Origin of the sequence: Ruegeria sp. HKCCA5763 (assembly GCF_013034545.1) — a bacterium.
In the GTDB taxonomy this organism is placed as follows: Bacteria; Pseudomonadota; Alphaproteobacteria; order Rhodobacterales; family Rhodobacteraceae; genus Ruegeria.
Window position 1 is genome coordinate 57,546 of record NZ_WQGF01000010.1, and the last position, 23,222, is coordinate 80,767.

Annotated in this window: 23 protein-coding genes; 13 read left to right on the forward strand and 10 right to left on the reverse strand. The window is 58.1% G+C overall.

All coding sequences use genetic code 11. The features are described 5' to 3' along the window. The first annotated feature begins 166 nt into the window (after positions 1 to 166). Positions 167 to 655, forward strand: a complete 489-nt coding sequence (locus GOV89_RS16715; protein WP_171238675.1) for a hypothetical protein — start codon at positions 167 to 169, stop codon at positions 653 to 655. Here GOV89_RS16715 and GOV89_RS16720 read toward each other — a convergent pair. Beyond that, a complete protein-coding gene (locus GOV89_RS16720; protein WP_171180155.1) occupies positions 652 to 1,281 on the reverse strand; it encodes a ribonuclease T2 in 630 nt (209 codons plus the stop codon). The genes GOV89_RS16715 and GOV89_RS16720 overlap by 4 nt on opposite strands. A 130-nt stretch (positions 1,282 to 1,411) precedes the next feature. On the opposite strand from GOV89_RS16720, the gene GOV89_RS16725 reads away from it, so the two are divergent. Next, positions 1,412 to 2,173, forward strand: a complete 762-nt coding sequence (locus GOV89_RS16725) for a DUF1013 domain-containing protein (protein ID WP_171180158.1) — start codon at positions 1,412 to 1,414, stop codon at positions 2,171 to 2,173. A 50-nt stretch (positions 2,174 to 2,223) separates the two neighbouring features. Next, positions 2,224 to 2,613 (forward strand): hypothetical protein, encoded by a 390-nt coding sequence (locus GOV89_RS16730; protein ID WP_171180160.1) that lies wholly within the window; start codon positions 2,224 to 2,226, stop codon positions 2,611 to 2,613. Between the two features lie 56 nt (positions 2,614 to 2,669). Here the strand turns inward: GOV89_RS16730 and GOV89_RS16735 are convergent, their stop codons facing one another. Further along, positions 2,670 to 3,701 (reverse strand): permease, encoded by a 1,032-nt coding sequence (locus GOV89_RS16735; protein WP_171180161.1) that lies wholly within the window; start codon positions 3,699 to 3,701, stop codon positions 2,670 to 2,672. Then, positions 3,694 to 4,002: a helix-turn-helix transcriptional regulator gene (locus GOV89_RS16740; RefSeq protein ID WP_171180164.1), complete on the reverse strand. Its 309-nt coding sequence runs from the start codon at positions 4,000 to 4,002 to the stop codon at positions 3,694 to 3,696. The genes GOV89_RS16735 and GOV89_RS16740 overlap by 8 nt, the downstream gene beginning before the upstream one ends. 133 nt (positions 4,003 to 4,135) lie before the next feature. Here GOV89_RS16740 and GOV89_RS16745 point away from each other — a divergent pair, with 133 nt between their 5' ends. From GOV89_RS16745 to GOV89_RS16770, 6 genes are all read left to right on the forward strand, one after another. Continuing rightward, complete coding sequence (locus GOV89_RS16745; protein WP_171180166.1) at positions 4,136 to 5,596, forward strand: PLP-dependent aminotransferase family protein; 1,461 nt, start codon at positions 4,136 to 4,138, stop codon at positions 5,594 to 5,596. Between the two features lie 123 nt (positions 5,597 to 5,719). Then, entirely contained in the window at positions 5,720 to 7,495 is a 1,776-nt protein-coding gene (gene xsc / locus GOV89_RS16750; RefSeq protein ID WP_171180169.1) for a sulfoacetaldehyde acetyltransferase, read from the forward strand. 21 nt (positions 7,496 to 7,516) lie between these two features. Further along, positions 7,517 to 8,524, forward strand: coding sequence for a phosphate acetyltransferase (gene pta / locus GOV89_RS16755; RefSeq protein WP_171180170.1), 1,008 nt, complete (start codon positions 7,517 to 7,519; stop codon positions 8,522 to 8,524). Positions 8,525 to 8,614: 90 nt separating this feature from the next. Further along, complete coding sequence (locus GOV89_RS16760; protein ID WP_171180173.1) at positions 8,615 to 11,434, forward strand: molybdopterin oxidoreductase family protein; 2,820 nt, start codon at positions 8,615 to 8,617, stop codon at positions 11,432 to 11,434. Between the two features lie 91 nt (positions 11,435 to 11,525). After that, the gene (locus GOV89_RS16765; protein WP_171180175.1) at positions 11,526 to 12,275 is read left to right on the forward strand and encodes a 4Fe-4S dicluster domain-containing protein; all 750 of its coding nucleotides are present in this window, start codon (positions 11,526 to 11,528) and stop codon (positions 12,273 to 12,275) included. Continuing rightward, positions 12,275 to 13,147: a DmsC/YnfH family molybdoenzyme membrane anchor subunit gene (locus GOV89_RS16770; RefSeq protein WP_171180177.1), complete on the forward strand. Its 873-nt coding sequence runs from the start codon at positions 12,275 to 12,277 to the stop codon at positions 13,145 to 13,147. Before GOV89_RS16765 ends, GOV89_RS16770 begins: the two co-directional genes overlap by 1 nt. 133 nt (positions 13,148 to 13,280) lie before the next feature. On the opposite strand, the gene dapA is transcribed toward GOV89_RS16770, so the two are convergent. Continuing rightward, complete coding sequence (gene dapA, locus GOV89_RS16775; RefSeq protein ID WP_171180179.1) at positions 13,281 to 14,153, reverse strand: 4-hydroxy-tetrahydrodipicolinate synthase; 873 nt, start codon at positions 14,151 to 14,153, stop codon at positions 13,281 to 13,283. A gap of 134 nt (positions 14,154 to 14,287) precedes the next feature. Here dapA and GOV89_RS16780 point away from each other — a divergent pair, with 134 nt between their 5' ends. Beyond that, a complete protein-coding gene (locus GOV89_RS16780; protein ID WP_171180181.1) occupies positions 14,288 to 16,261 on the forward strand; it encodes a lytic transglycosylase domain-containing protein in 1,974 nt (657 codons plus the stop codon). On the opposite strand, the gene GOV89_RS16785 is transcribed toward GOV89_RS16780, so the two are convergent. Together GOV89_RS16785 and mnmD are read right to left on the reverse strand one after the other, a co-directional pair. Continuing rightward, positions 16,235 to 17,104 carry a DMT family transporter gene (locus GOV89_RS16785; protein ID WP_171180183.1) on the reverse strand — a complete coding sequence of 290 codons (870 nt, stop codon included), beginning with the start codon at positions 17,102 to 17,104 and terminating at the stop codon, positions 16,235 to 16,237. The genes GOV89_RS16780 and GOV89_RS16785 overlap by 27 nt on opposite strands. After that, positions 17,101 to 17,766 carry a tRNA (5-methylaminomethyl-2-thiouridine)(34)-methyltransferase MnmD gene (gene mnmD / locus GOV89_RS16790; protein WP_171180184.1) on the reverse strand — a complete coding sequence of 222 codons (666 nt, stop codon included), beginning with the start codon at positions 17,764 to 17,766 and terminating at the stop codon, positions 17,101 to 17,103. Before mnmD ends, GOV89_RS16785 begins: the two co-directional genes overlap by 4 nt. A 55-nt stretch (positions 17,767 to 17,821) precedes the next feature. Between mnmD and GOV89_RS16795 the strand changes: the two genes are divergently transcribed. After that, positions 17,822 to 18,856: an FAD-binding oxidoreductase gene (locus GOV89_RS16795; RefSeq protein WP_171238676.1), complete on the forward strand. Its 1,035-nt coding sequence runs from the start codon at positions 17,822 to 17,824 to the stop codon at positions 18,854 to 18,856. Positions 18,857 to 18,948: 92 nt separating this feature from the next. Here the strand turns inward: GOV89_RS16795 and GOV89_RS16800 are convergent, their stop codons facing one another. The 3 genes from GOV89_RS16800 to GOV89_RS16810 form a co-directional block, all read right to left on the reverse strand. Beyond that, complete coding sequence (locus GOV89_RS16800; protein WP_171180188.1) at positions 18,949 to 19,491, reverse strand: NADPH-dependent FMN reductase; 543 nt, start codon at positions 19,489 to 19,491, stop codon at positions 18,949 to 18,951. A gap of 132 nt (positions 19,492 to 19,623) precedes the next feature. Further along, positions 19,624 to 20,295, reverse strand: a complete 672-nt coding sequence (locus GOV89_RS16805; protein WP_171180190.1) for an OmpA family protein — start codon at positions 20,293 to 20,295, stop codon at positions 19,624 to 19,626. Positions 20,296 to 20,429: 134 nt separating this feature from the next. After that, the gene (locus GOV89_RS16810) at positions 20,430 to 21,077 is read right to left on the reverse strand and encodes an RluA family pseudouridine synthase (RefSeq protein WP_171180192.1); all 648 of its coding nucleotides are present in this window, start codon (positions 21,075 to 21,077) and stop codon (positions 20,430 to 20,432) included. A 92-nt stretch (positions 21,078 to 21,169) separates the two neighbouring features. Between GOV89_RS16810 and GOV89_RS16815 the strand changes: the two genes are divergently transcribed. Together GOV89_RS16815 and GOV89_RS16820 are read left to right on the forward strand one after the other, a co-directional pair. Next, on the forward strand, positions 21,170 to 21,580 hold the full coding sequence (locus GOV89_RS16815; protein WP_171238677.1) for a nuclear transport factor 2 family protein: 411 nt from the start codon (positions 21,170 to 21,172) through the stop codon (positions 21,578 to 21,580). Positions 21,581 to 21,582: 2 nt separating this feature from the next. After that, positions 21,583 to 22,293: an SGNH/GDSL hydrolase family protein gene (locus GOV89_RS16820; protein ID WP_171180197.1), complete on the forward strand. Its 711-nt coding sequence runs from the start codon at positions 21,583 to 21,585 to the stop codon at positions 22,291 to 22,293. Here the strand turns inward: GOV89_RS16820 and rarD are convergent. Then, positions 22,284 to 23,189 (reverse strand): EamA family transporter RarD, encoded by a 906-nt coding sequence (rarD, locus tag GOV89_RS16825; protein WP_171238678.1) that lies wholly within the window; start codon positions 23,187 to 23,189, stop codon positions 22,284 to 22,286. The two genes, GOV89_RS16820 and rarD, sit on opposite strands and share 10 nt — an antisense overlap. Between the last annotated feature and the right edge of the window lie 33 nt (positions 23,190 to 23,222).

A 23,222-nucleotide genomic window follows, 5' to 3' on the forward strand; every position in this document is an offset into this window, starting at 1 on the left:
AGCGTCCGGGTTTCAAGTTGCTGGCCAAGCCTTCATAGCAGGGTTCACCCTTGCGCATGGATCAAGACCCGGAGTCAAAAAGGTCGCTAAAAAGCAAAAGGGCCTTTGCCTTCCGTGCGCGCGTAGTAGAATGCCTCAGACTTGATCCCTTTGATTGGAATACGTTATGACCCGCCTTCTCGCCCTCACCTTCGCCACCTTCACTGCAACCACCGCCCTGTCGCAGGAACTTGTCGACAAGGGCTTCGTCGAAGGCTGGAACATCATGATGGACCCAGCACTTGGCAATGGCTGTCTGATCCAGACGGTGTATCAGGATCTCTCGGTGGTCAGGTTGGGCTACGACGCATTGGGCAATCGCGGGTATTTCGCAGTCTACAACAAGGCGTGGGGCGACATTAAACAGGGTGAGAGCTATCCGATCCGCTTTGATCTGGACGGCAAAAGCTATGATGCCACGGCCATCGGGTTCAACGAGCGCGACGTGCCGGGCGCAACCGTGTTTTTCACCGACAGAGGCTTCGTCAACGCAATCGCCCAAAACAAGACAATGACCGTCTACAATCCGGCTGGTGAGGTCGTCATGGCCATCGATCTCAAAGGCACCGCCAAAGCACTGGACTATGCCCGCGATTGTCAGAACAAAAAGCTTTAACGAATCGGATCGAACAGAGCGTCCTTTGCGGTGCAGTCGCGGATCACGTCACGGCCACAAGGCACGGGATCAAGGTCGCGCGACAGGCACAGGCGGACCTCTTCGATATAGCCTTGCTTGCACGTGACCGTGATCATGTCGCGCTCTAGTTCGGGATTGGCCTTCAGAAACGCTTCTTCGACCACTTCGGCGGGTAACTTCACGGATGCGTCCAGCTTGCGGAAGACCTCCGGGCGCTCAACCGCATCATAGGTACTCCGGGACAGCGCGAAATAATCGGCTGCCGACAGCCCGGAACAGGTGCCGTGTTTCTTCCACTGGTGCCAGGCTAGGCCCGCACTGCCCTGAATATCTTCCATTTCGCGTGTCATACGTCGGGTTGGCGGTGCTTCCGGCGTTCTGCAATACGACGGCCAGCCTTGGTGAAATTGCGGCCAAAGGCCATGCAGAATCCAGCCATGATCATGACGCGCATCGCACTGATCAGACCCACGCGCATCACCTTCGCGGGCGCACCAGTTGGGCGACCAGCTGAGCGACAGAACATAGTAATCGAACTCTCCGGCCTTTTCGCCTTCGGCCAGCGCGGCAACCGCGCTGAAGACCCACAATACGAACCAGCGCATTCGCCTCTTCCCTTCTTGCACATGCGGGACTATATAGGCCCCAAGTTCCCCGACAACGGAAACCTGCCCCAAATCCCCGGGGCCGCCGCATTCCGGCGACGGGACAGATGTATGTATAGGAGACGGGCTGATGGCAAAACCGCTTATGGCCAAGGCAACCGCCGTATGGCTGGTGGACAACACCACGATCAGCTTCAAGCAGATCGCGGATTTCGTAGGAATGCACGAGTTGGAAGTGCAGGGCATCGCCGATGGTGATGTCGCTGCTGGCGTTAAGGGCTTTGACCCGATCGCCAACAACCAGCTGACGCAGGACGAGATCGACGCGGCGCAGAACAACCCGCTTCACAAGCTGAAGCTCAAGTTCAATCCTTCGGCCGCTGGCGAAGAAAAGCGCCGTGGTCCGCGTTACACCCCGTTGTCCAAGCGTCAGGACCGTCCGAACTCGATCCTGTGGCTGGTCAAGTTCCACCCCGAACTCAGCGATGGCCAGATTGCCAAGTTGGTGGGCACCACCAAACCGACAATCCAGTCGATCCGCGAGCGTACCCACTGGAACATCACCAACATGCAGCCTATCGACCCGGTTGCTCTGGGCCTTTGCAAACAATCTGAGCTGGACACAGCCGTTCAGAAAGCAGCCGCCAAGAAAGCAGCCGAAGGCGGTGTGATGAGCGATGATGAGCGTCGCAAACTGGTCTCGACCGAACAGTCTCTGGAAATGGATGCCGCGCCGAAGATTCCGACAGCCATTGAAGGGCTCGAAACCTTCTCGCTGTCCGACGAGCCAGCAGAAGAAAAAGACGAAGAGCCGGTCATCGATGCCGACAGCTTCTTCAACCTTCCCAAAGGTGGGGCGGATGACGAAGACGAAGATGATCTTCGCCCATAATCCAAAATCAGCCCTGGCCGGTACGGCTGGGGCTTTTTTACGGACTAGCCATGCTTAACGTTTTTTCCGCTGTTTTTGGCCCGCATCGCGCCGTCTCGATTTATGCCTTCCTCAAAACCTGGGGTCTTGGTTTGGCTGGCGGCGTTGTCATGATCGCTATTGTCACGTTCCTGTTTCTGCTGGGTGACGAAGGTGAACACGAGCACGAAGCCTTCCTGACAGTACCGGTTTTGACTGCGACTGCGGTGAACGGAGATCTTAAAAACGGAGTCATCGCCTCGGTTCGGTTGCCGGATGGATCTGCTACTTCAATCACGTCGACCGAAGGGCAAATTTCCCAAACCGTGGGCACAACGGCTTGTATCGAGAAACGCGTATATGTCGAAAGTGGCGAGGCCCGGTATAGGTTCAAACTGCCACACCTGTGCGAAGACAACTGATGGGTTGAACCCGTGTAATAAAGCCGCCCGGCCCTCACGTCGGGCGGCTTTTGTATTTATACCATCTGAAAGATGATACCTGCGAAAATCGCACCACCCACACCAAGACTCAGGTAGGTCGCAAACACGCGGGGTTTTACCAGCGACCACACAGCGGCCATCGCCGGGATCGAGCTGACGGCACCAGCAACCATAAACGACATCGCTGCCCCTGCTGTCATTCCTTGCTCCATCAAACCGGCCAGCAGTGGCGGTGCGACGTACGAGTTCAGATAGGCCGGCATTCCCACCAAAGCGGCGACAACGATGGGCAGCACACCTTCCCCACCAACCGCGCCAGCGATGAGGTCGGCAGGTACGTAGTTGACCAACAGGGCTTCGAGCACGTAGGCCAGAGCCAGCCATTTTAACAGGAACAAGCCGTTGTGCACGAATTCCGAGCGGAACCGAACGCGTCGCTCAGGCTCCTGCCAGAATTTCCAGACTGGCTTGTCATCCAGTTTTGGACCGCATCCGCAGCATCCAACCGGTTTGTATTCGCGCAGAGGCTGGGCAAATGCACCCTGGCGCATCAGCAGCCGCACCGCGAACCCACCAAACAGGCCCAAAGCAACGGCCGCGACGGCTTTGCCAATGGCAAAGGGCCATCCCAATGCACCAGCGGCAATCAAAAGCGTCGGCGGGTCGATCAAGGGCGAGCTGAGCCAGAACGCCATAACCGCTGACAACGGCGCCCCAAGGGCCAGAAGACCCGCGATAAATGGAATGACCTCACAAGAACAGAAGGGCGCCAGCCCACCAAACAGTGCAGCCAGAAAGATCATCCGGGTCTCGCGCCCCTCAAAGGCGCGCGCCACCATCACTTCCGCACCGGTCGCCTTCAGGTATGACAAGAGCAACACGGCAAACAGGATGTATTGCCCTGTATGCGCCAAAGCCTTGGCGGCAAACGTTATGACTTCGCGCAGATTACCTGGATCCAGGACCGCCACAGCCGCAAGAATTGCAACGATCAATGCCCACGGCGTCTTGATCAGTTCAATCACGCCCTTGGCAGTCACTTTGGGGTTTTGTGTTAATTCAGCCATCGTTCGCAGCCTCTCCAACCGCGTCGGCGCAACATTCGCTTAGAATGAACTGCGCAAGGTTTCTCAATTCATCGTAACTGGCCCGGTTGATCGTGGTACGCCCGATCTTTTCCTGTTCAACCACACCACCGGCCGCAAGAAACCGCAGGTGATGGGCCAAGGTCGACGGGGCGATACCCGTCCTGCTCTGTATTTCACCAACCGTCAAACCGGCCTCGCCAGCCCGTACCAGGGTCTTGAGGACCTTCAGCCGGGCCTCCGAGCCCATGGCGGAAAATCCGGCAGCTGCTGCTTCCCACATGCGGCACCTCCATTAAACTAGATTTCCGGTTTTTTAGTTTAAATAAATCCTCTAGTCAACCCAGGCCCGGAAAATACGTCGCGCCCATGTAAGTCCAGATTGCACACCCCTTAAGTCCACCCTATAAGCAAGCATGGGGATTTCGGTTGATACATTCTTTCTTGAGCTCAACGGTCAGGGCACGCTGCAGGCTCAGATCCAGCAGATGATTGCCGAGGGCATCTTGTCAGGACGCTTTCACGTAGGAGAAAAGCTACCCTCCTCGCGTAAACTGGCCGCCCACCTTGGCGTCAGTCGAATCACGGTAACGCTGGCCTATACAGAGTTGCTGGCGAATGACTACCTGACTGCTAAGGGACGATCTGGATACTACGTTTCGCATAACGCTCCTGTCCCACCCAAATACTCTCCTGTCCAGCGCGGCACAGAATCCGTTGACTGGGACAAAGCACTGGCGCGTCGTTTTCTGGACCGCAACGTACTGCCAAAACCCAGCGACTGGCGCGAGTACCGCTATCCGTTCATTTACGGACAGGCTGACCGGACTTTGTTTGATCACGCCAACTGGCGCTTGTGCGCCGTGCGCGCGTTGGGACACAAGGACTTCGATTCACTGACCGGTGATTACGTGGATCAGGATGACCCTCTTCTGGTCGAGTTCATCGCCCGCCACACCCTTCCCAGGCGCGGCATTACCGCCCGCCCCGAAGAAATACTGATCACGTTGGGCGCGCAGAACGCGCTCTGGCTGGCGTCGCGAATCTTGCTGACTCACAATCGTTCCGCCGTGATTGAAGACCCCTGCTACTACGCGCTCCGGAGCCTACTGAACCATTGGGACTGCGCGGTTACGCCCTTGAGTGTCGATCAAAACGGGCTTCCGCCTGAGGCGATCCCTGACGACGCCGATGTCATCTTTACGACTCCCAGCCATCAAAGCCCGACCACCGCGACAATGCCAATCGAGCGCCGCAACCAACTGCTGGATCGAGCCCACGAACTGGATGCGATGGTTGTCGAAGATGACTACGAGTTTGAAATGGCTTTTCGAGGTGCGCCGTCCCCAGCACTCAAATCCATGGATCGGGATGGGCGCGTGATTTATGTCGGCAGTTTTTCCAAGTCGCTGTTCCCCGGTTTGCGACTTGGATATATGGTCGGCTCTGAACCTTTTATCCGTGAAGCACGTGCACTTCGGTCATTGGTCCTGCGTCACCCGCCTGGTCACATACAGCGTACAGCAGCATATTTTCTATCACTGGGTCACTACGACGCGCAGATCCGGCGCATGTCCAAAGCTTTGCAAGAGCGGCGTACGGCAATGAACTCAGCCATAGAAGAAAGCGGGCTGACCGTGGCCGGACGTGGCGTGATTGGCGGGTCCTCAATGTGGATGTCAGCACCCGAACAAGTAGACACGACCCAACTTGCATTAAAGCTGCAATCCCAAGGTGTTCATATTGAACCAGGCGCGCCATTTTTCTCCGGGCGGAACAGACCTCAGAACTTCTACCGCCTCGGTTACTCCTCGATCTCGACCGAGCGCATCGCGCCGGGCGTCAAACTGATCGCAGACGCCATTCGGACTGCCTAAGCGGCATCTGGACCTAATCTGGCTTTCGTTTTGGCCCTAACGCCAGTCGCGGCCATACGCCAAAACCTTATCAAACCCCGGGCAATCTGCCCGGTTTCACCCACTTGTTTGGAGAGCACTCACATGAAGATGACGACCGAAGAAGCCTTTGTTAAGGTTCTGCAGATGCACGGGATCGAACATGCGTTCGGTATCATTGGCTCGGCAATGATGCCGATTTCGGATCTGTTCCCGAAAGCTGGAATCAACTTCTGGGATTGCGCCCACGAAGGTTCAGGCGGCATGATGGCAGACGGCTACACCCGCGCCACTGGCAAAATGTCGATGATGATCGCGCAGAACGGCCCTGGCATCACCAACTTTGTCACCGCTGTTAAGACCGCCTACTGGAACCACACTCCGGTTCTGCTGGTCACTCCGCAGGCAGCCAACAAGACCATCGGTCAAGGCGGCTTCCAGGAGATGGAGCAGATGCGCATGTTCGCAGACTGTGTTGCTTACCAGGAAGAAGTGCGTGACCCCTCGCGCGTTGCCGAAGTTCTGAACCGCGTGATCATGAACGCCAAGCGCGCCAGCGCACCGGCGCAGCTGAACATCCCGCGCGACATGTGGACCCAGGTTGTAGACATCGAGCTGCCCAAGATCGTGGAATTCGAACGTCCCGCAGGCGGTGAAGATGCGGTTGCGGCAGCTGCAGAAATGCTTTCGAACGCCAAGAACCCGGTCATCCTGAACGGTGCCGGTGTTGTTCTGGCCGAAGGTGGCATCGAAGCTTCGAAAGCCCTGGCCGAGCGTCTGGACGCCCCGGTCTGCGTTGGCTACCAGCACAACGACGCCTTCCCCGGCAACCACCCGCTGTTTGCTGGCCCGCTGGGCTATAACGGCTCGAAAGCCGGTATGGAGCTGATCTCGGAAGCAGACGTTGTTCTGGCTCTGGGAACGCGTCTGAACCCGTTCTCGACCCTGCCCGGCTACGGCATCAACTATTGGCCGGCAGACGCGAAGATCATTCAGGTCGACATCAACCCTGACCGTATCGGCCTCACCAAAGACGTCAGCGTCGGCATCATCGGTGACGCAGCCAAAGTGGCCACCGGCATCCTGTCTCGCCTGAGCGAAACTGCAGGTGACGAAGGCCGTCAAGAGCGTAAGGACCGTATCGCCCAGAAGAAATCCGCATGGGCACAGGAACTGACCTCGATGACCCACGAAGACGACGATCCGGGCACCACCTGGAACGAGCGTGCACGTGCTGCCAAGCCTGACTGGATGAGCCCCCGCATGGCATGGCGCGCAATCCAGGCCGCGCTGCCGAAAGAGGCGATCATCTCGTCCGACATCGGCAACAACTGCGCCATCGGCAACGCCTACCCGTCCTTCGAAGAAGGCCGCAAGTACCTGGCCCCTGGCCTGTTCGGCCCCTGTGGCTACGGTCTGCCTGCCATCGTTGGCGCGAAAATCGGCCAGCCAGACGTTCCTGTTGTCGGCTTTGCTGGTGACGGTGCATTCGGTATCGCCGTGAACGAACTGACCGCCATTGGCCGTTCGGAATGGCCCGCCGTGACTCAGATCGTTTTCCGCAACTACCAGTGGGGTGCGGAAAAGCGGAACTCGACCCTGTGGTTCGATGACAACTTCGTCGGCACCGAGCTGGACACTCAGGTTTCCTATGCCGGTATCGCCAAGGCCTGTGGACTGAAAGGCGTTGTCGCTCGCACTCAGGAAGAGCTGACCGATGCGCTGAACCAGGCGATTGAAGACCAGAAAAACGGCATCACCACTCTGATCGAAGCTCTGATCAACCAAGAACTGGGTGAGCCCTTCCGCCGTGACGCGATGAAAAAGCCTGTAGCTGTTGCCGGTATCGACGCCGACGACATGCGCGAGCAAGCCGTCTAAGCAGAACAGGAGCCAGCGCGCATGACCCAAACACCAATCGAGCTGTTGCGTCAGCGCGCCCCGGCCACCCGTCCTGTGATTTCTTTATGCGAAGGCAGTGATCCCCGCGTTGTTGCGGGGGCGCTTGCCGCCCAAAAGGCCGATCTGGCCGATGTTATTCTGGTTGGCCCGCAAGCCGAAGTCGAAGCAGCCCTGAAAGACCAAGGTGCTGCTCCTTCACAGAACGTTGCGGTGCATGACCCTGCAACCTCGGATCTGACCGAGGAGTTTACCCAAACATTTTACGAATTGCGCAAACACAAGGGCGTCGACTTGGCCAAGGCTCGCGCTGCCGTTGAAACAGCGCCGGTCTATGCCGCCATGCTGGTGCGCAGCGGGCGCGCCACCGGAACGGTTGGCGGTGCAGTGCACACCACCGGCGATATTGTCCGTGCTGCAATTCAGGTCATCGGAATGGCCCCCGATGCAGGAATGGTTTCGTCATTTTTTCTGATGTACCCTCCGGAAAATGCCCAACCCGACGCACGGGCTATGCTTTATTCAGACTGCGGTCTGGTCATCAATCCGTCTGCTTCTGAATTGAGCAAAATCGCCATCGCCTCGGCCGCTTCGGCAAAGACTCTTCTTCAGATCGATCCCAAAATCGCAATGCTCAGTTTTTCGACGAAAGGCAGCGCCAAACACCCGGACGTGGACAAGGTGATCGAAGCCACGGACACTTTACGTCAGACCGCACCTGATCTGTCCGTCGACGGAGAATTGCAGTTTGACGCCGCTTTTGTTCCTTCGGTCGGCGAACGCAAATCCCCCGGATCATCCGTCGCCGGTCAGGCCAACGTGATGATTTTCCCCAATCTCGATGCGGGCAATATCGGCTACAAGATCACTCAAAGACTGGGAGGTTACACCGCGATTGGTCCTGTGCTTCAGGGGCTGGCCCAACCGGCCAACGATCTTTCGCGCGGATGCTCCGCCGAGGATGTGACTCAAATGATCGCTGTGACCTGCCTGCAAGCCAAAAAGACGTAACGCACTTATTCGCACCGTTTTTCGGAACAGTGTTCTCAAATTGGGAAGAAACTGACACATTCTTCCCAACCCAACCGACAGGACCCGCCAATGACCCATCAGCAGCCGATCCTTGATACATCTCCGAAAGTTTCGGACGAGGTGCGCAAGACCACGTGCTATATGTGTGCCTGCCGCTGCGGCATCAACGTGCACATGAAAGACGGCAAAGTCGCCTATATCGAGGGCAACCGGGATCACCCCGTCAACAAAGGCGTCCTGTGCGCCAAAGGCTCTGCGGGGATCATGCAGGTCAACGCGCCGTCGCGGCTGCGGGCGCCGCTGAAACGCGTTGGCCCGCGCGGCTCGGGTGAGTTCGAGGAAATCAGCTGGGATGAAGCGCTGGAACTTGCCGTCAGCTGGTTGAAGCCGATCCGCGAGGACAATCCTGAAAAGCTGGCCTTCTTCACCGGCCGCGACCAGAGCCAAAGTTTCACCAGTTTCTGGGCACAAAATTTTGGCACATGTAATTACGCAGCGCATGGCGGTTTCTGCTCCGTAAACATGGCTGCGGGTGGCATCTATACGATGGGCGGCGCGTTCTGGGAATTCGGACAACCCGACTGGGACCACACCAAGCTGTTCATGTTGTTTGGCGTGGCGGAAGACCACGATTCAAACCCGATCAAAATAGGTATCGGCAAAATCAAGGCTCGAGGTGCGCGGGTCATCGGTGTCAACCCGATCCGCTCGGGCTATAACGCCGTGGCGGATGACTGGGTCGGCATCACACCGGGCACCGATGGGCTGTTCATCCTGTCTATGATTCACGTGTTGATGAAAGCAGGCAAGATCGACCTCGACTACCTCAGCCGCTACACCAACGCACCGGTACTGATCGACGCGTCCGAAGGCGCGACCAAGGGTTTGTTCCTGCGGGATGAGGATGGCAAACCGCTTGTCATCGACCGCGTCACCGGTGAATTGACTGCCTTTGACAAGCCCGGTGTTCGCCCGGACTTGTCGGCCACTTACGAAAAAGACGGCGTCACCCACCGCCCGGTCTTCCACCTGATGGCCGAACGGTATCTCAGCGATGAATATGCCCCCGAGAATGTCGCCGATCAGTGCGGCATCCCGGCCCAGCGTATCCGTGCCATCGCAGGTGAACTGGCCCGCGTCGCCTTCGACGAAGCGTTCGAGTTGGATCACGAATGGACCGATTTCCGCGGTGAAAAACACACCAAGATGATCGGCCGGCCCGTCGCCATGCACTCGATGCGCGGCGTCTCGGCCCATGCCAACGGTTTCCAAACCTGCCGCGCGCTGCATGTGCTTCAGATCCTGCTGGGCACGGTCGAGGTTCCCGGCGGCTTTCGCTTCAAACCGCCCTACCCCAAACCGGTCGAGGCGCACCCGAAACCACATTGCAAGGTTACTCCGAACTCACCGCTGGACGGCCCGCATCTGGGCTTTGTTCAAGGACCTGATGATCTGGCACTCAAGGCTGATGGCAGCCCGGCGAGGATCGACAAGGCGTTTACATGGGAAAACCCGATGTCCAGCCACGGGCTGATGCATATGGTGATCTCGAACGCCCACGCAGGTGATCCCTACAAGATCGATACGCTTTTCATGTACATGGCCAACATGTCGTGGAACTCGACCATGAACACCAAGGGCGTCATGGAGATGTTGACCGACAAGGATGAGAACGGCGATTACGTGATCCCGCGCATCATCTACTCCGATGCCTACAGTTCGGAAATGGTGGCTTATGCCGACCTGATCCTGCCAGATACCACCTATCTGGAACGCCACGATTGTATCTCACTGCTTGACCGCCCCATCTGCGAGGCCGAAGCCGCCGCAGACGCGATCCGCTGGCCTGTAATCGAACCTGATCGCGACGTACGCGGGTTCCAGTCGGTGCTGATCGATCTGGCCAACCGCATGGGCCTGCCCGGCTTCACCAATGAAGACGGCAGTGCCAAGTGGACGGACTATGCCGATTACATCGTGAACCACGAACGCAAACCGGGCATCGGCCCGCTGGCTGGGTTCCGGGGCGAGAACGGCGACAAGGAAGGTCGGGGCGAGGTCAACCCGGACCAGTTGAACCGCTACATCGAAAACGGCGGCTTCTACGTGGCCCACATCCCTCAGGGTGCGGATTATTACAAGCCGTGGAACACTGCCTATCAGGACTGGGCCGTAGACATGGGCATCTATGACAGCCCGCAACCCTACCTGTTCCAGCTTTATTCCGAACCGATGCGCAAATTCCAGCTGGCCGCCGAAGGCCATGGCGAACGTCAACCGCCGGATCATCTGCGCGCGCGCATAAAAGAGACGCTGGACCCGATGCCCATCTGGTACGAAACCGATCAGACTGGCAACGAGGGCTTCACCGTCAATGCCCTGACCCAACGCCCGATGGCGATGTATCACAGCTGGGGCACCCAGAACGCCTGGCTGCGCCAATTGCACGGGCGCAACCCGCTCTACGTGCCGACCAAGCTGATGCGCGAGCACGGGCTGCAGGACGGCGATTGGGCCAAGGTGACGTCTCCGCACGGAGAGATCACGGTCCCGGTCATGGAAATGGCGGCACTGAACGACAACACCGTCTGGACCTGGAACGCCATCGGCAAACGCAAAGGCGCTTGGGCCCTGCAGGAGGACGCGCCCGAAGCCACCAAGGGTTTCCTGCTGAACCACCTGATCCACGAGCTTCTGCCAGCAAAGGGCGACGGTTTGCGCTGGGCCAATTCCGACCCGATCACCGGTCAGGCCGCTTGGTTTGACCTCAAAGTCAAACTCGAAAAGGCCGCACCGCCTTCAGATGCAGAAAGCCAGCCGGAATTTGCACCGATCAAATCACCAGTTGGCCAAGGTCCGAAAGACCTGGCGTGGAAGGTGGGAAAATGACCCGATCCGCTTTTCATCTGGCCCAAAATACCTCGGGGTCTGGGGCTGAGCCCCAGCCCGCCCTCACAACAATCGCGGAGGCAAGGCAGTCATGACCCAGCTCCCCACATCCACCGAGCGCAAGATGGGTCTGGTCATTGACCTGGACACCTGCGTGGGCTGCCACGCCTGCGTGATCTCGTGCAAAGGCTGGAATACCGAAAACTACGGCGCGCCTCTGTCCGACCAGGACGCCTATGGCGCCAACCCCTCGGGCACGTTCCTGAACCGGGTGCATTCGTACGAAGTGCAACCTGCGGAAGGTCACGCTCAGTTGATCCACTTCCCTAAGTCGTGCCTGCATTGCGAAGATGCGCCCTGCGTCACCGTCTGCCCGACTGGTGCCAGCTATAAGCGTGTTGAAGACGGCATCGTTTTGGTGAACGAAAGCGACTGCATCGGCTGCGGCCTCTGCGCTTGGTCGTGCCCTTACGGCGCGCGCGAGCTGGATCAGGCCGAAGGCGTCATGAAAAAATGTACGCTCTGCGTTGACCGAATCTATAACGAAAACCTGCCAGAGGTGGATCGTGTCCCTTCTTGTGTACGCACCTGCCCCGCTGGTGCTCGGCACTTTGGCGATCTGGGCGATCCTGACAGCGACGTCAGCAAGCTGGTTGCAGACCGGGGTGGCATGGATCTGATGCCCGAAATGGGCACCAAACCCGTTAACAAATACCTGCCGCCGCGCCCCAAGGATACGGTTGAAGACCAAATCGACATATTGGCACCCCTGTTGGCGCCGGTCGCTGAAGAACCCAAAGGTTTCCTCGGCTGGCTCGACAAGACGCTGGAGAAACTCTGATGCATCCTGCACCCTCCGTCATTATCTTCACCACTTTGTCCGGACTGGGTTTTGGCCTGTTGGTCTTCCTGGGCCTCGGGTTTCCAGCCGTCTCGGGCTGGATAGCTTTTGTCTTCTTTGCCATCGCCTATGCGTTGGCTGTCGGCGGGCTGATGGCATCAACGTTCCATCTGGGCCACCCGGAGCGCGCTTGGAAAGCCTTTACCCAATGGAAGACCAGTTGGCTCAGCCGCGAAGGCTGGTGCGCTGTTCTGGCCCTGATTTTCATGGGCCTCTACGCGCTTGGTCTGGTATTTCTGGATCAGAAGTGGAGCCTTTTGGGCTTGATCGGTGCGCTGTTCTCGCTGGCAACTGTTTTCACCACGTCGATGATCTACACACAGCTCAAAACCATCCCGCGCTGGAACATGAACCTGACCCCAGTGATGTTCCTTAGCTTTAGCTTGGCGGGTGGTGCATTGCTGGCTGGTCAAACAAGCGTTGCTATTCCACTGCTTCTGATCGCCGCGCTTGTACAGATCTTGTACTGGCGCAAAGGGGATCAGGCGTTTACATCCTCGGGAACCGATCTGGGCACCGCGACTGGTCTTGGCGCGCGCGGATCCGTCCGCGCCTTTGAACCACCGCATACCGGAACCAACTATCTGCTGCGGGAATTTGTGCACGTAGTCGGTCGCAAACATGCCGAGAAGCTGCGGATCATCTCGTTTGTTCTGGCCTTTTTGCTGCCGGTGTTGCTGCTGGTTTTACCATTCAATCACGTCTTCGCGTTGCTGGCCGTAGCGTCGCATCTGGCGGGTGTGGCGACGTCACGCTGGTTGTTCTTTGCGCAAGCAGAACATGTCGTAGGGCTATACTACGGGAAACGTTAAAGGGGGCTCTGCCCCCGACGCGGCAAGCCGCGCCTCCCCCGAGGTATTTATAGCCAGATGAAGTCTGGACCCGTAAAATGAAAAGGGCGGCTCTCGTGCTTCGAGGCCGCCCTTTTGTCATCTCGGGTCCATCTTAGATCAGGCTGGCATGTGCCATTGCGGCTTCAATTGCGGCCTTGGTGCTGTCCTCAAGCTCGGTCAAAGGTGAACGGACCTCGGTGCTGCAGAGACCAAGTTTGCTGAGTGCGTATTTGGCGCCAACAAGGCCCGGCTCGATAAAGATGGCTTCGTGCAGCGGCATCAACTTGTCCTGATAGGCCAGCGCTTTTGCATAGTCCCCGGTCAGTGTGGCCTGTTGGAACTCGGCACAGAGCCTGGGGGCTACGTTTGCGGTGACCGAGATGCAGCCAACACCGCCATGAGCATTGAAACCAAGCGCCGTCGCATCTTCACCGGAAAGCTGGCAGAAATCTGAGCCACAGGTCGCGCGCTGTTGGCTGACACGGGCCAGATCGCCCGTGGCGTCTTTGACTCCAACGATGCGTGGCAGCTTCGACAACTCACCCATTGTAGAGGGTGTCATATCGACAACGGACCGTCCGGGAATGTTGTAGATGATGATCGGAATATTCGCAGCTTCGTGCAGAGCCTGAAAATGTGCGATCAGGCCGTTTTGGGTCGGCTTGTTGTAATAGGGGGTGACGACCAGCGCTGCGTCCGCGCCGACCTTTTCGGCGAACTGCACGAACCGAATAGCCTCGACCGTATTGTTCGATCCGGCCCCGGCGATGACCGGAACGCGGCCCGCCGCTGTTTTCACAACCTCTTCGATCACCGTTTCATGCTCATCATGGCTGAGCGTGGGGCTCTCGCCCGTGGTTCCGACCGGCACCAGACCGGTCGAGCCTTCGGTGATCTGCCAATCCACAAGGTGTTTGAGCGTCTTCAGGTCCAACTCGCCGTTATTGAACGGGGTGACGAGGGCTGGCATTGAGCCTTTGAACATGACACGCTCCTTTAAGGTGCAATTTGCGGTTTTTGCGCCTCGGTCCCTCACGTTTCCAGCTTTGTGAGTTGATCCCGGCGACGCACGGTTTATCCTCACAGGCTCTATCCTCGGTTGGTTGGGAAATGCAAGGGATGACACGCTTTCTGGCATTGTTGATTGCTGTGATTGTGTATTCAGTGACGGCACCGCAGCTTGCGCGGGCGGATGCCGCAGGTGATTTGCGCGCAGGTCTTTATGAAATGCGCAAGGGCGACTGGAACGCCGCGCTGCGTGTGTCTGGCCAGCGCGGGTCCGTATCGCGCGATATCATCGTCTGGCACTGGCTGCGCGAAGGGTTCGGCAGCTCGGGCGATGTGCTGGTGTTTCTTGAACGCCGTCCGGACTGGCCCGGACTTGCATGGTTGCGCCGCAAAAGCGAACCGGTCTTTACCGGCGCCGATCCTGACAGGGTATTGAAGTTTTATTCTGACATGCCCCCTCAGACTGCTGAAGGTGCTTTGAACTATGCAATCGCTCTGAAAGCAAAGGGGCGCGTCGGAGACGCCGAAGCGGATATCGTCACCGCGTGGCGGACCATGCCGATGGGTTCGGGGTTGCAGAAGACGTATCTGGAAAACTTTGCGAAGCTGTTGAAACCGCATCACACCGCACGTTTGGACCGAATGTTGTGGGATGGTCATCTGGTCAGTTCCGGCCAAATGCTTTCGCTGGTCAATGCCGATCAGCGCAAGTTGGCAGAGGCGCGGATCGCCTTGCAAAAGCGCCAGCCTGGTGTGGACAGCAAAGTCGCGGCGGTTCCGAAATCGCTAAAGGATGCGCCTGGGCTTGCCTTTGATCGGTTTGTCTGGCGGGACAGGAAGGAACTGGATGACAGTGCCATTGACCTTATGCTGGCGCGTTCGACTGGCCCGGATGCCTTGGGCGAACCCGACAAATGGGCCGAAGGGCGCCGCCGTCTGGCACGGCTTGAGATGCGGTCTGGACGATTGGCACGAGCTTACGACGTCGCCGCCAATCACCACATGACACCTGAAATGGGCTATGGATATGCGGATCTGGAGTGGCTGGCAGGGTTTCTGGCGCTGCGTAAGCTGAATGACCCAGCCACGGCTGTACGGCATTTCCAAAACTTCTCGGACGCGGTCCGATCCCCAATCTCGAAGGGGCGCGGCGGCTATTGGCTTGGGCGGGCTTATGCTGCGTTGGGGGATGCGGACAAAGCATATGACGCGTATGCCGCAGGGGCCGACTACCAGACTTCGTTCTACGGCTTGCTTGCTGCGGAACAGATAGGAAGGCCGTTTGACACAGAGCTGGCCAACCCACGCCGCGCACCGCATTGGCGGCAGGCAGAATTTGCCGATTCCAGTGTTTTGGAAGCAGGCTTGCTGCTGCTGAAGGCCGGAGAGGCGAACCTGTCCGAGAGGTTCCTGACCCATCTGGTTGAAAGCCTTGATCCGGTACAGGCCAATCAACTTGGCGACTTGGTCATCGAGCTGAAACAGCCGCACCTGGCGGTTATGATCGCCAAGCGGGCAGCGACCACAGGCACTGTTTTGCCCGCAGCATATTACCCGATGCATCCGGTGGCCGATATGCGCCTGCCTATGGCCAAGGAAATGACGCTGGCGATTGCGCGACGCGAAAGCGAGTTTGATCCTGTCGTCATTAGTGGCGCGGGAGCGCGCGGCCTGATGCAGGTGATGCCTGCAACAGCCAAGCTGGTCGCAGGTGAGCTGGGCATTCTCAGTGGCCACAAAACCGGCCGATTGACCACGGATTGGCAGTACAACGCCAAGCTGGGGGCCAACTACCTTTCTGGACTGGCCGCTGATTTCAACGGCAACGTAGTGATGATGGCGGCCGGGTACAACGCGGGGCCAAGGCGACCGATCTCGTGGATGGAACGTTTTGGCGACCCCCGCGCGGGCCAGATCGATATCGTCGACTGGATCGAGACAATTCCGTTCAGTGAAACCCGCAACTACGTGATGCGCGTGACCGAAAGCCTGCCGGTTTACCGGGCCCGATTGGGGCAGCCCGCGCTTCCGGTCCCGTTCTCGCAGGAGCTGATCGGATCATCTCTGGCGGCGTTCGCGCCATAAGGTGAACAGCCCTGCGGCCACAACAATTGCTGCGCCTACGACAACTTCGGGGCGCAGCATCTCGCCAAAGACCGAGATCCCCAGAATCGCGCTCCAGACCAGATGGAAATAGGCGAAGGGCTGCACCGCGCTGGCCTCGGCCATCTCGTAGCACTTGATCAGCAACCAGTGCCCGGATGCACCACTTACACACAGCAACGCCATCCAGCCCCAGTCGGCGGGGACCATCGGCTCCCAAAACCACATACCGACCAGAGTCATTGCAACTGCGCCTGAGACGCCGGTCCAGAAAAAGCTGGTGGCTGTGCTGTCCTGACGCGCGGCATAACGTGTCAACAAGGCGTAGATCGCAAACATCAGGGCGGAAATCAGGGGAATGATCGCCCATGGGTCAAATACCCCAACGCCGGGCTGCAAAATGATCAGAACGCCGATACACCCCACTCCAATCGCGCTCCACCGCCGCCATCCGACTTGTTCGCCCAGAACCGGCCCGCTGAGTGCGGCGACAAGCAAAGGATAACATATGAAAATGGCCATGCTGTCGATCAGTCCAAGCACAGTGAAGCCGAAGACCGCGACGCAGATCTCTGCGGCCAACAACACGCCCCGGGTGATCTGCAGACCCAACTGATTTGTTTGCGTCGCGGCCCTCAAACCGCCTGCAGAGCGCGCGGCTATCGCTATGACAAACGCCGCGAAGAACCAATAGCGGATCATAACCACCATGTAGGTGTTGTAGGTCCCGGCCAAATGGCGCGAGATTCCGTCCTGTAGGGCAAAGACAATTGTCGCGCCCACCATTAAGGCGATGCCTGCGCCAACGTTGTTCTTTTGTGTCATGCTTTGAATGCCCGCGTCATATGTCGCTTGCGGCCATAGCCGGGCGCGCGGGTGATGTCGAACCCGGCATCCTCCAACCCTCGGCGCACAAAGCCTGCGGCGGTATATGTGGCGGCGGTCCCCTCTGTAACGGTGTGGTTTGCAACCTCCTGCATCAGGTCTGCACCCCATAGTTCCGGATTCTTGGCGGGCGAAAACCCGTCAAGAAACCAGGCATCTGCTATTCCGGCCCATTTCGGCAAAGTCTCACGAGCATCTCCGATGATCAGCTCAAACGCGAGGGTTTCAAGCGTGCAATCGCGGCCCGTCCAATGCGCAAGAAACCGGCTGCTCCACGCTTGCAATTCGGGAAAGGCTTCAAGCGCACGCTGCATATCTTTCGCGGCCATGGGAAAAGCTTCGAAACTGGTAAACCGCAAGGGTCCTGTTTGACCTGATTTCTCCCACTCAGACCAAACGGTCAGCAGATTCAGGCCCGTGCCAAAACCCAGCTCGGCAATGTGAAATCCAGGTGTGAAGCGCGCAGGCAAATCATTGCCAGCCAAAAACACGTGTCGCGTCTCTTCCAGCCCGTTCTGCAGCGAATAATAGGGATCATCGAAACGATCCGAGACCGGTATCTGATCCTCGGTCCAAGTCAATTTGGCACGCTGGTCTGCCATCGGGGAATCCTGTAGCTAAGCGGCGCGACACTGAACAAGGAAAAGGGAATTGGCAATGGTCGATGTTACAGTTCGCGGTGCAGGCATTTTCGGCCTGTCCATTGCCTGGACCTGCGCCCGGCGCGGCGCGAAAGTGCAGGTTGTCGATCCATTCGGCCCCGGAGCCGGCTCCAGCGGCGGTCTGGTCGGCGCATTGGCCCCGCATGTACCTGAAAACTGGAACGCCAAGAAAGCCTTTCAGTTCGAAAGCCTGATCATGGCTGAAGCTTTCTGGCGGCAAGTCGAAGAAACCGGCGGCGTTTCCTCCGGTTATGGTCGGTTGGGTCGCCTTCAACCCATCTCGGATACCCGCAGCCTTGACCTTGCGCGGCAGCGCGAAGGTACGGCAGATAGACTTTGGCAAGGTCAGGCCGAATGGCGCGTGATCACCACCGCGCAAGCTGGAGCGTGGTGCCCGCCCAGCCCCACCGGATTTGTCATCCGGGACACTCTGACCGCACGGATGCACCCCCGGCGAGCCTGCGCCGCGCTTGTTGCCGCCCTTGAGGTTATGGGCGTTCACGTTGTCAATGATGCGGAAAACAAAGGACAGGTTGTACACGCAACTGGCCTTGCCGGGTTAAAAGAGCTCAACGATGCCTACGGCAAGACCGTTGGCAACGGCGTCAAAGGGCAAGCTGCCCTGTTGCGCTTTGACGCGGGTGAGGTCCCGCAGCTCTTTGCCGATGCTATACATATTGTGCCCCACGCGGACGGAACACTGGCGATCGGATCAACCTCGGAGCGGGAGTATGACGATCCGACCAGCACAGACAGCGCTCTGGACGACGTGATTGACCGCGCCACGCGTGCCCTGCCGCTGCTGCACGGGGCCGAGGTAATAGAACGCTGGGCTGGTGTCCGCCCCCGCAGTAAAAGCCGCGCGCCAATGCTGGGCGCACATCCATTGCATCAGGGGCAGTTCATCGCAAATGGCGGGTTCAAGATCGGGTTTGGCATGGCCCCCAAGATCGCCGAGGTCATGGCTGATCTGATGCTGGAAAACCGGGATGAAATCCCCGAAGATTTCCGACCCGACGCCTCATTGTAATCGATGCACTCTACGAGATGGACGCATATACCCAACACCACCCTTTGAGGCTAGCCAGCCCGAACGTGCCATGCCCAATACGCGAGCCAGTTTCAAAAACCAGCCTCGGCACGGAGTTTCTGCATCAGTTTGTGCAGTGACTTTTCATAGCGGTCAGAGGCCAGTTTTCCGTGCTCGTCAAACTCGTTCGAACTGTTCGCCAGATGGATTTCAGGCCCCTGCAGAATGCGTGGCTGAAAGGGCACCATAAACGACCGCAGGATCATCTGTGCCCGCTCACCGCCTGCACGACCCGCTGCCGCCGACATGACCGCAACCGGTTTGTCGGCCCAAGGGTTACCCTGAGTGCGGCTGACCCAGTCCAGCGCGTTCTTCAGAACGCCAGATGGACCCTTATTGTACTCCGGCGTCGAGATAATTACCGCGTCAGCCTGTGCGATTTGATCTGCCAGAGACTGCACCGCTGCCGGTATGCCCTCACCCTCTTCCAGATCCCCGTCATAAAGGGGCAAGTTCAGGTCTGCTTCGACAAAGTGGGCCGGATCAAACAACCGGGCCGCTTCCCGCAAAAGCTTGCGGTTGGTCGCATCCTGACGCAGGGATCCAGACAGACCAAGGAGAGTGGGTTGAGACATCTAGGGGAACTCCATTTCTGTGATTTCTGGAAAACTAGCCCGAGTTGGACCTGTTCCAAACCCCATTTGACGCACAGTCAATGCGCAAACGGGGCCGCCAAAGGCGACCCCGTGCAAAATGTTTAATCCGCGTTACGCGTTTCCGCTGGGCACAACAACGATTTCAACCCGCCTGTTTTGCGCCTTGCCTTCCGGTGTCAGGTTCGATGCCACAGGATTGTTCTCGCCCTGACCGATTGTTGTGATGCGATTATAGCTGACACCATTAGCCTGCAGGACATCCGCAACCGCATTGGCGCGACGTTCAGACAGCCCTTGATTGTAACCCGCGTCACCGTCGCTGTCTGTGTGACCGATGATCTGCACGTTCGAATTGGGGTAATTGACCAGATTTTGACCCACTTTCACCAGATCAGATCGTAGCGCCGGGCGCACGGTCGAACTGTCGGTGTCAAAGGTAATATCGTTAGGAACAGTCACAATCAGCCGGTCACCCGCATTAACGATGGTGATCCCGTCATTTGCCAATTGCTGACGCAGCTCTGCCGCCTGTTTGTCCAGCTGGTTGCCGATCAGACCGCCACCAGCAGCGCCAATTGCGGCCCCTGCCAGCGCGCCCAGACCGGGGTTCGAGTTGTTGGCAATCGCCCCTATGCCCGCCCCGACAAGACCGCCCAGAACGGCGCCTTGCTTGGTATTTTGGTTTGGATCGCTTTGCACCGACAACGTACCTGGATCTGTGCAAGCCGACAGAACAAGAACCGAACTCAGCCCCGTGGCCAGAATAAACTTGGAAATCGTCATGATATCACCTTCTGCTCAAACACCCGTTTGTCAGGTGCGTTTGGTTTTCCCCAGTATATCACGGCCAGGGTGTTGGGTCTCAAGCAACAATCCAGTGAGATCGGCAATTAGCCGCCAACTGGGATGCGAATTCTTCAAAAATCGGCCCCGGCACGAAATTTCATTGAAACCCCGCCTTCTGGGTGTTTCAGGCGCAGTTCTTCCGAATGCAGCATCAGCCTTGGGAAATCCGCCGCCGCACCCGTTGCATAAAACGGGTCACCCAGAATCGGATGACCCAGCGCCTGCATATGAACCCGCAACTGATGAGACCGTCCGGTTTTGGGAAACAGGCGCACACGCGTTGTTTCGCCCTCATGTTTTACAACGCGCCAATCGGTGAGCGCAGGCTTTCCGGTGTCATGGCAGACCATTTGTCGGGGCCGGTTGGGCCAGTCCACAATCAAAGGCAGGTCCACTGTGCCGGTCTTTGGCTCCAAGCGCCCCCAGACACGAGCGACGTAGGTTTTGCGTGTCTGACGCTGTTCGAACTGCATACTCAGGTTGCGCTGTGCATGGGGCGTTTGGGCAAAAACCATGACACCGGATGTATCCCGGTCCAGCCGATGCACCAGCAATGCCTGGGGAAAAGCCGCCTGCACCCGCGTCAGAAGACAATCCGCCAGATGTTCACCACGCCCCGGCACCGAAAGCAGGCCAGACGGTTTGTTCACCACAATGAGTTGCGCGTCTTCGTGCAAGATATCCAGCGGGGTTTGAGGGGGGTCATAGGTCTCGCTCATGCGGGCCTGCCTATCGCAGCCCGTGACCTCCCGCAACGTCGTCCTTGCCTGTGACCAGAAGTTCAGTGACCTTCTGCACAGGAGGAAACGACATGCACCCGACCATCGAACGAATGCAAGAGGTTGTCGCCAAAGGCGATGAATCCCTGATCCACGCGCTGTTGGCCGAGGACGTTCAGTTCCTGCCCCCGACCTATTACAGCACCTGGACCGGGCGTGCGCCTGTGACCGCCGTTCTGGGACATGTTGGTCAGGTGTTTTCAGACTTCCGCTATCGCCGCATCATGGGCGAAGGAAAAGACTGGGCGTTGGAATTCCAGTGCAAGGTCGGCGATCTTGACGGGATCGGGGTGGATCTGATCACGCTGAACGACGAAGGCTTGGTTCAGACCTTCGAGGTCGTGATGCGCCCTTACAAAACAGTGGGTGCGTTACGAGAAGCGATGATGGCGCGCGTGATGACCGACGCACGCTTTCTTAAGTTCAAAGACGCCCTGAGCTGACTATGCGCGGTTTGATTGCAGCCGATCAGGTCCTGCGCATTCCCCTGCTGCCGGTTTTGGCGGCACAGGGTCTTTCTGTGCGCCGCAACGCTCAGATGTTGCCTGAACCGGCTGGTCCGCGAACGGGCAGATCAGGTCGCGGACCACGCCTGCGCCTGCTCATCTGCGGCGACAGCTCGGCTGCTGGCGTTGGGGCCGGAACCCAAGCGCAGGCTCTGTCAGGGCAGCTGGTTGACCGGCTGGCCAAACACTATTCGGTCGAGTGGCAATTGAAAGCGGCCACGGGGCACACAACACTGGACACACTCGACCGCCTGAAAAGCGTGCAGGGGGAGTTCGACGCAGTTGTCACGGCCTTAGGCGTCAATGATGTGACCCGCGCCGTTACATCCCGACAATTTGCGCACCGCCAAACGCAGCTTATCAATGCTTTGTCCAACGATCTGGGAGCGCGACGCATTGTCGTAACCGGAGTTCCACAAATGAACAGGTTCCCGGCCTTGTCCCATCCTTTGGCCTGGGTCCTTGGCCGTCAGGCGGCCCGGCTGGATCAGGCGCTGCAGCAGGTTGTGTCCGCTCACCCCCATGTCTGGCATCTGAAACTCGATCTGCCGGATGACCCGGCGCTTGCTGCCCCGGACGGCTATCATCCCAGTCCACACGCCTACGCCCTTTGGGCAGACGCCGCAGCGCAACTGTTGCGTCAGGCCTGAGCCCGCGCCTGCCGGATCATCGGGATCGAATAGACAATCAACGCCGCCCAGATTAGCGGGAAAGCGATCATCCGACCGGTGTCGATCTTTTCGCCAAACACAGTGATTGCCGTCACAAAGATCATGGTCGGCGCGATGTACTGCAGGATACCCATCGTGGACAGCCGCACCAGCTTGGCACCGTTTGCATAAACCAGCAGCGGCACGGCCGTCACGATTCCGGCGCAGGACAACAGCAAGGTATCGGAAAGAGCCACGCCAAATTTTCCCGTACCCTGCACACCCAGAAATGTGACGTAGACCAAAGCCGGGATCAAAAGGATCAGCACCTCAAGCAAGAATCCTTGATTGGGTCCAATTGGCAGAGATCGTTTGAAAAAAGCGTAAAATCCCCAGCTGACCATTAGACCAAGCGCAGCCCAAGGTAGTCGACCCGCTTCCAGGACCAAAACCAACACACCCAAAGCGGCCAGACCTACGGCCACCAATTGCGTCCGCGTCAATGGCTCGCGCAACAAAATCGCGCCAAGCGCGATGCTGAAAAGCGGGTTGATATAGTATCCCAGGGCTGCATCCAACGCGTGCCCAGTCGAAATCGCCCAAACATAAATCGCCCAGTTCACCGAGATCAGCGCTGCCGTCAATGCAGCCATCCCCAACATCTTCGGATTGGTCAGAGCCGCCTTAATGTCCCTAGTGCGCCCGAGAATAACCAACAGCAACCCGGCCACCGGAACCGACCAAATAATGCGATGGGCCACAACCTCAACCGGCCCGATATGGTCCAGCGCTTTCAGGTAAAGCGGCAGAAACCCCCACAAAACATAGGCGGTAACCGCAAGCGCAAGGCCCTTCGGGGTATCTGCATTCTGAGAAGCAGGAGGCGTGTTTGCCACAGTAAGTCTCCGGTAAGTACCGGACACACTTAC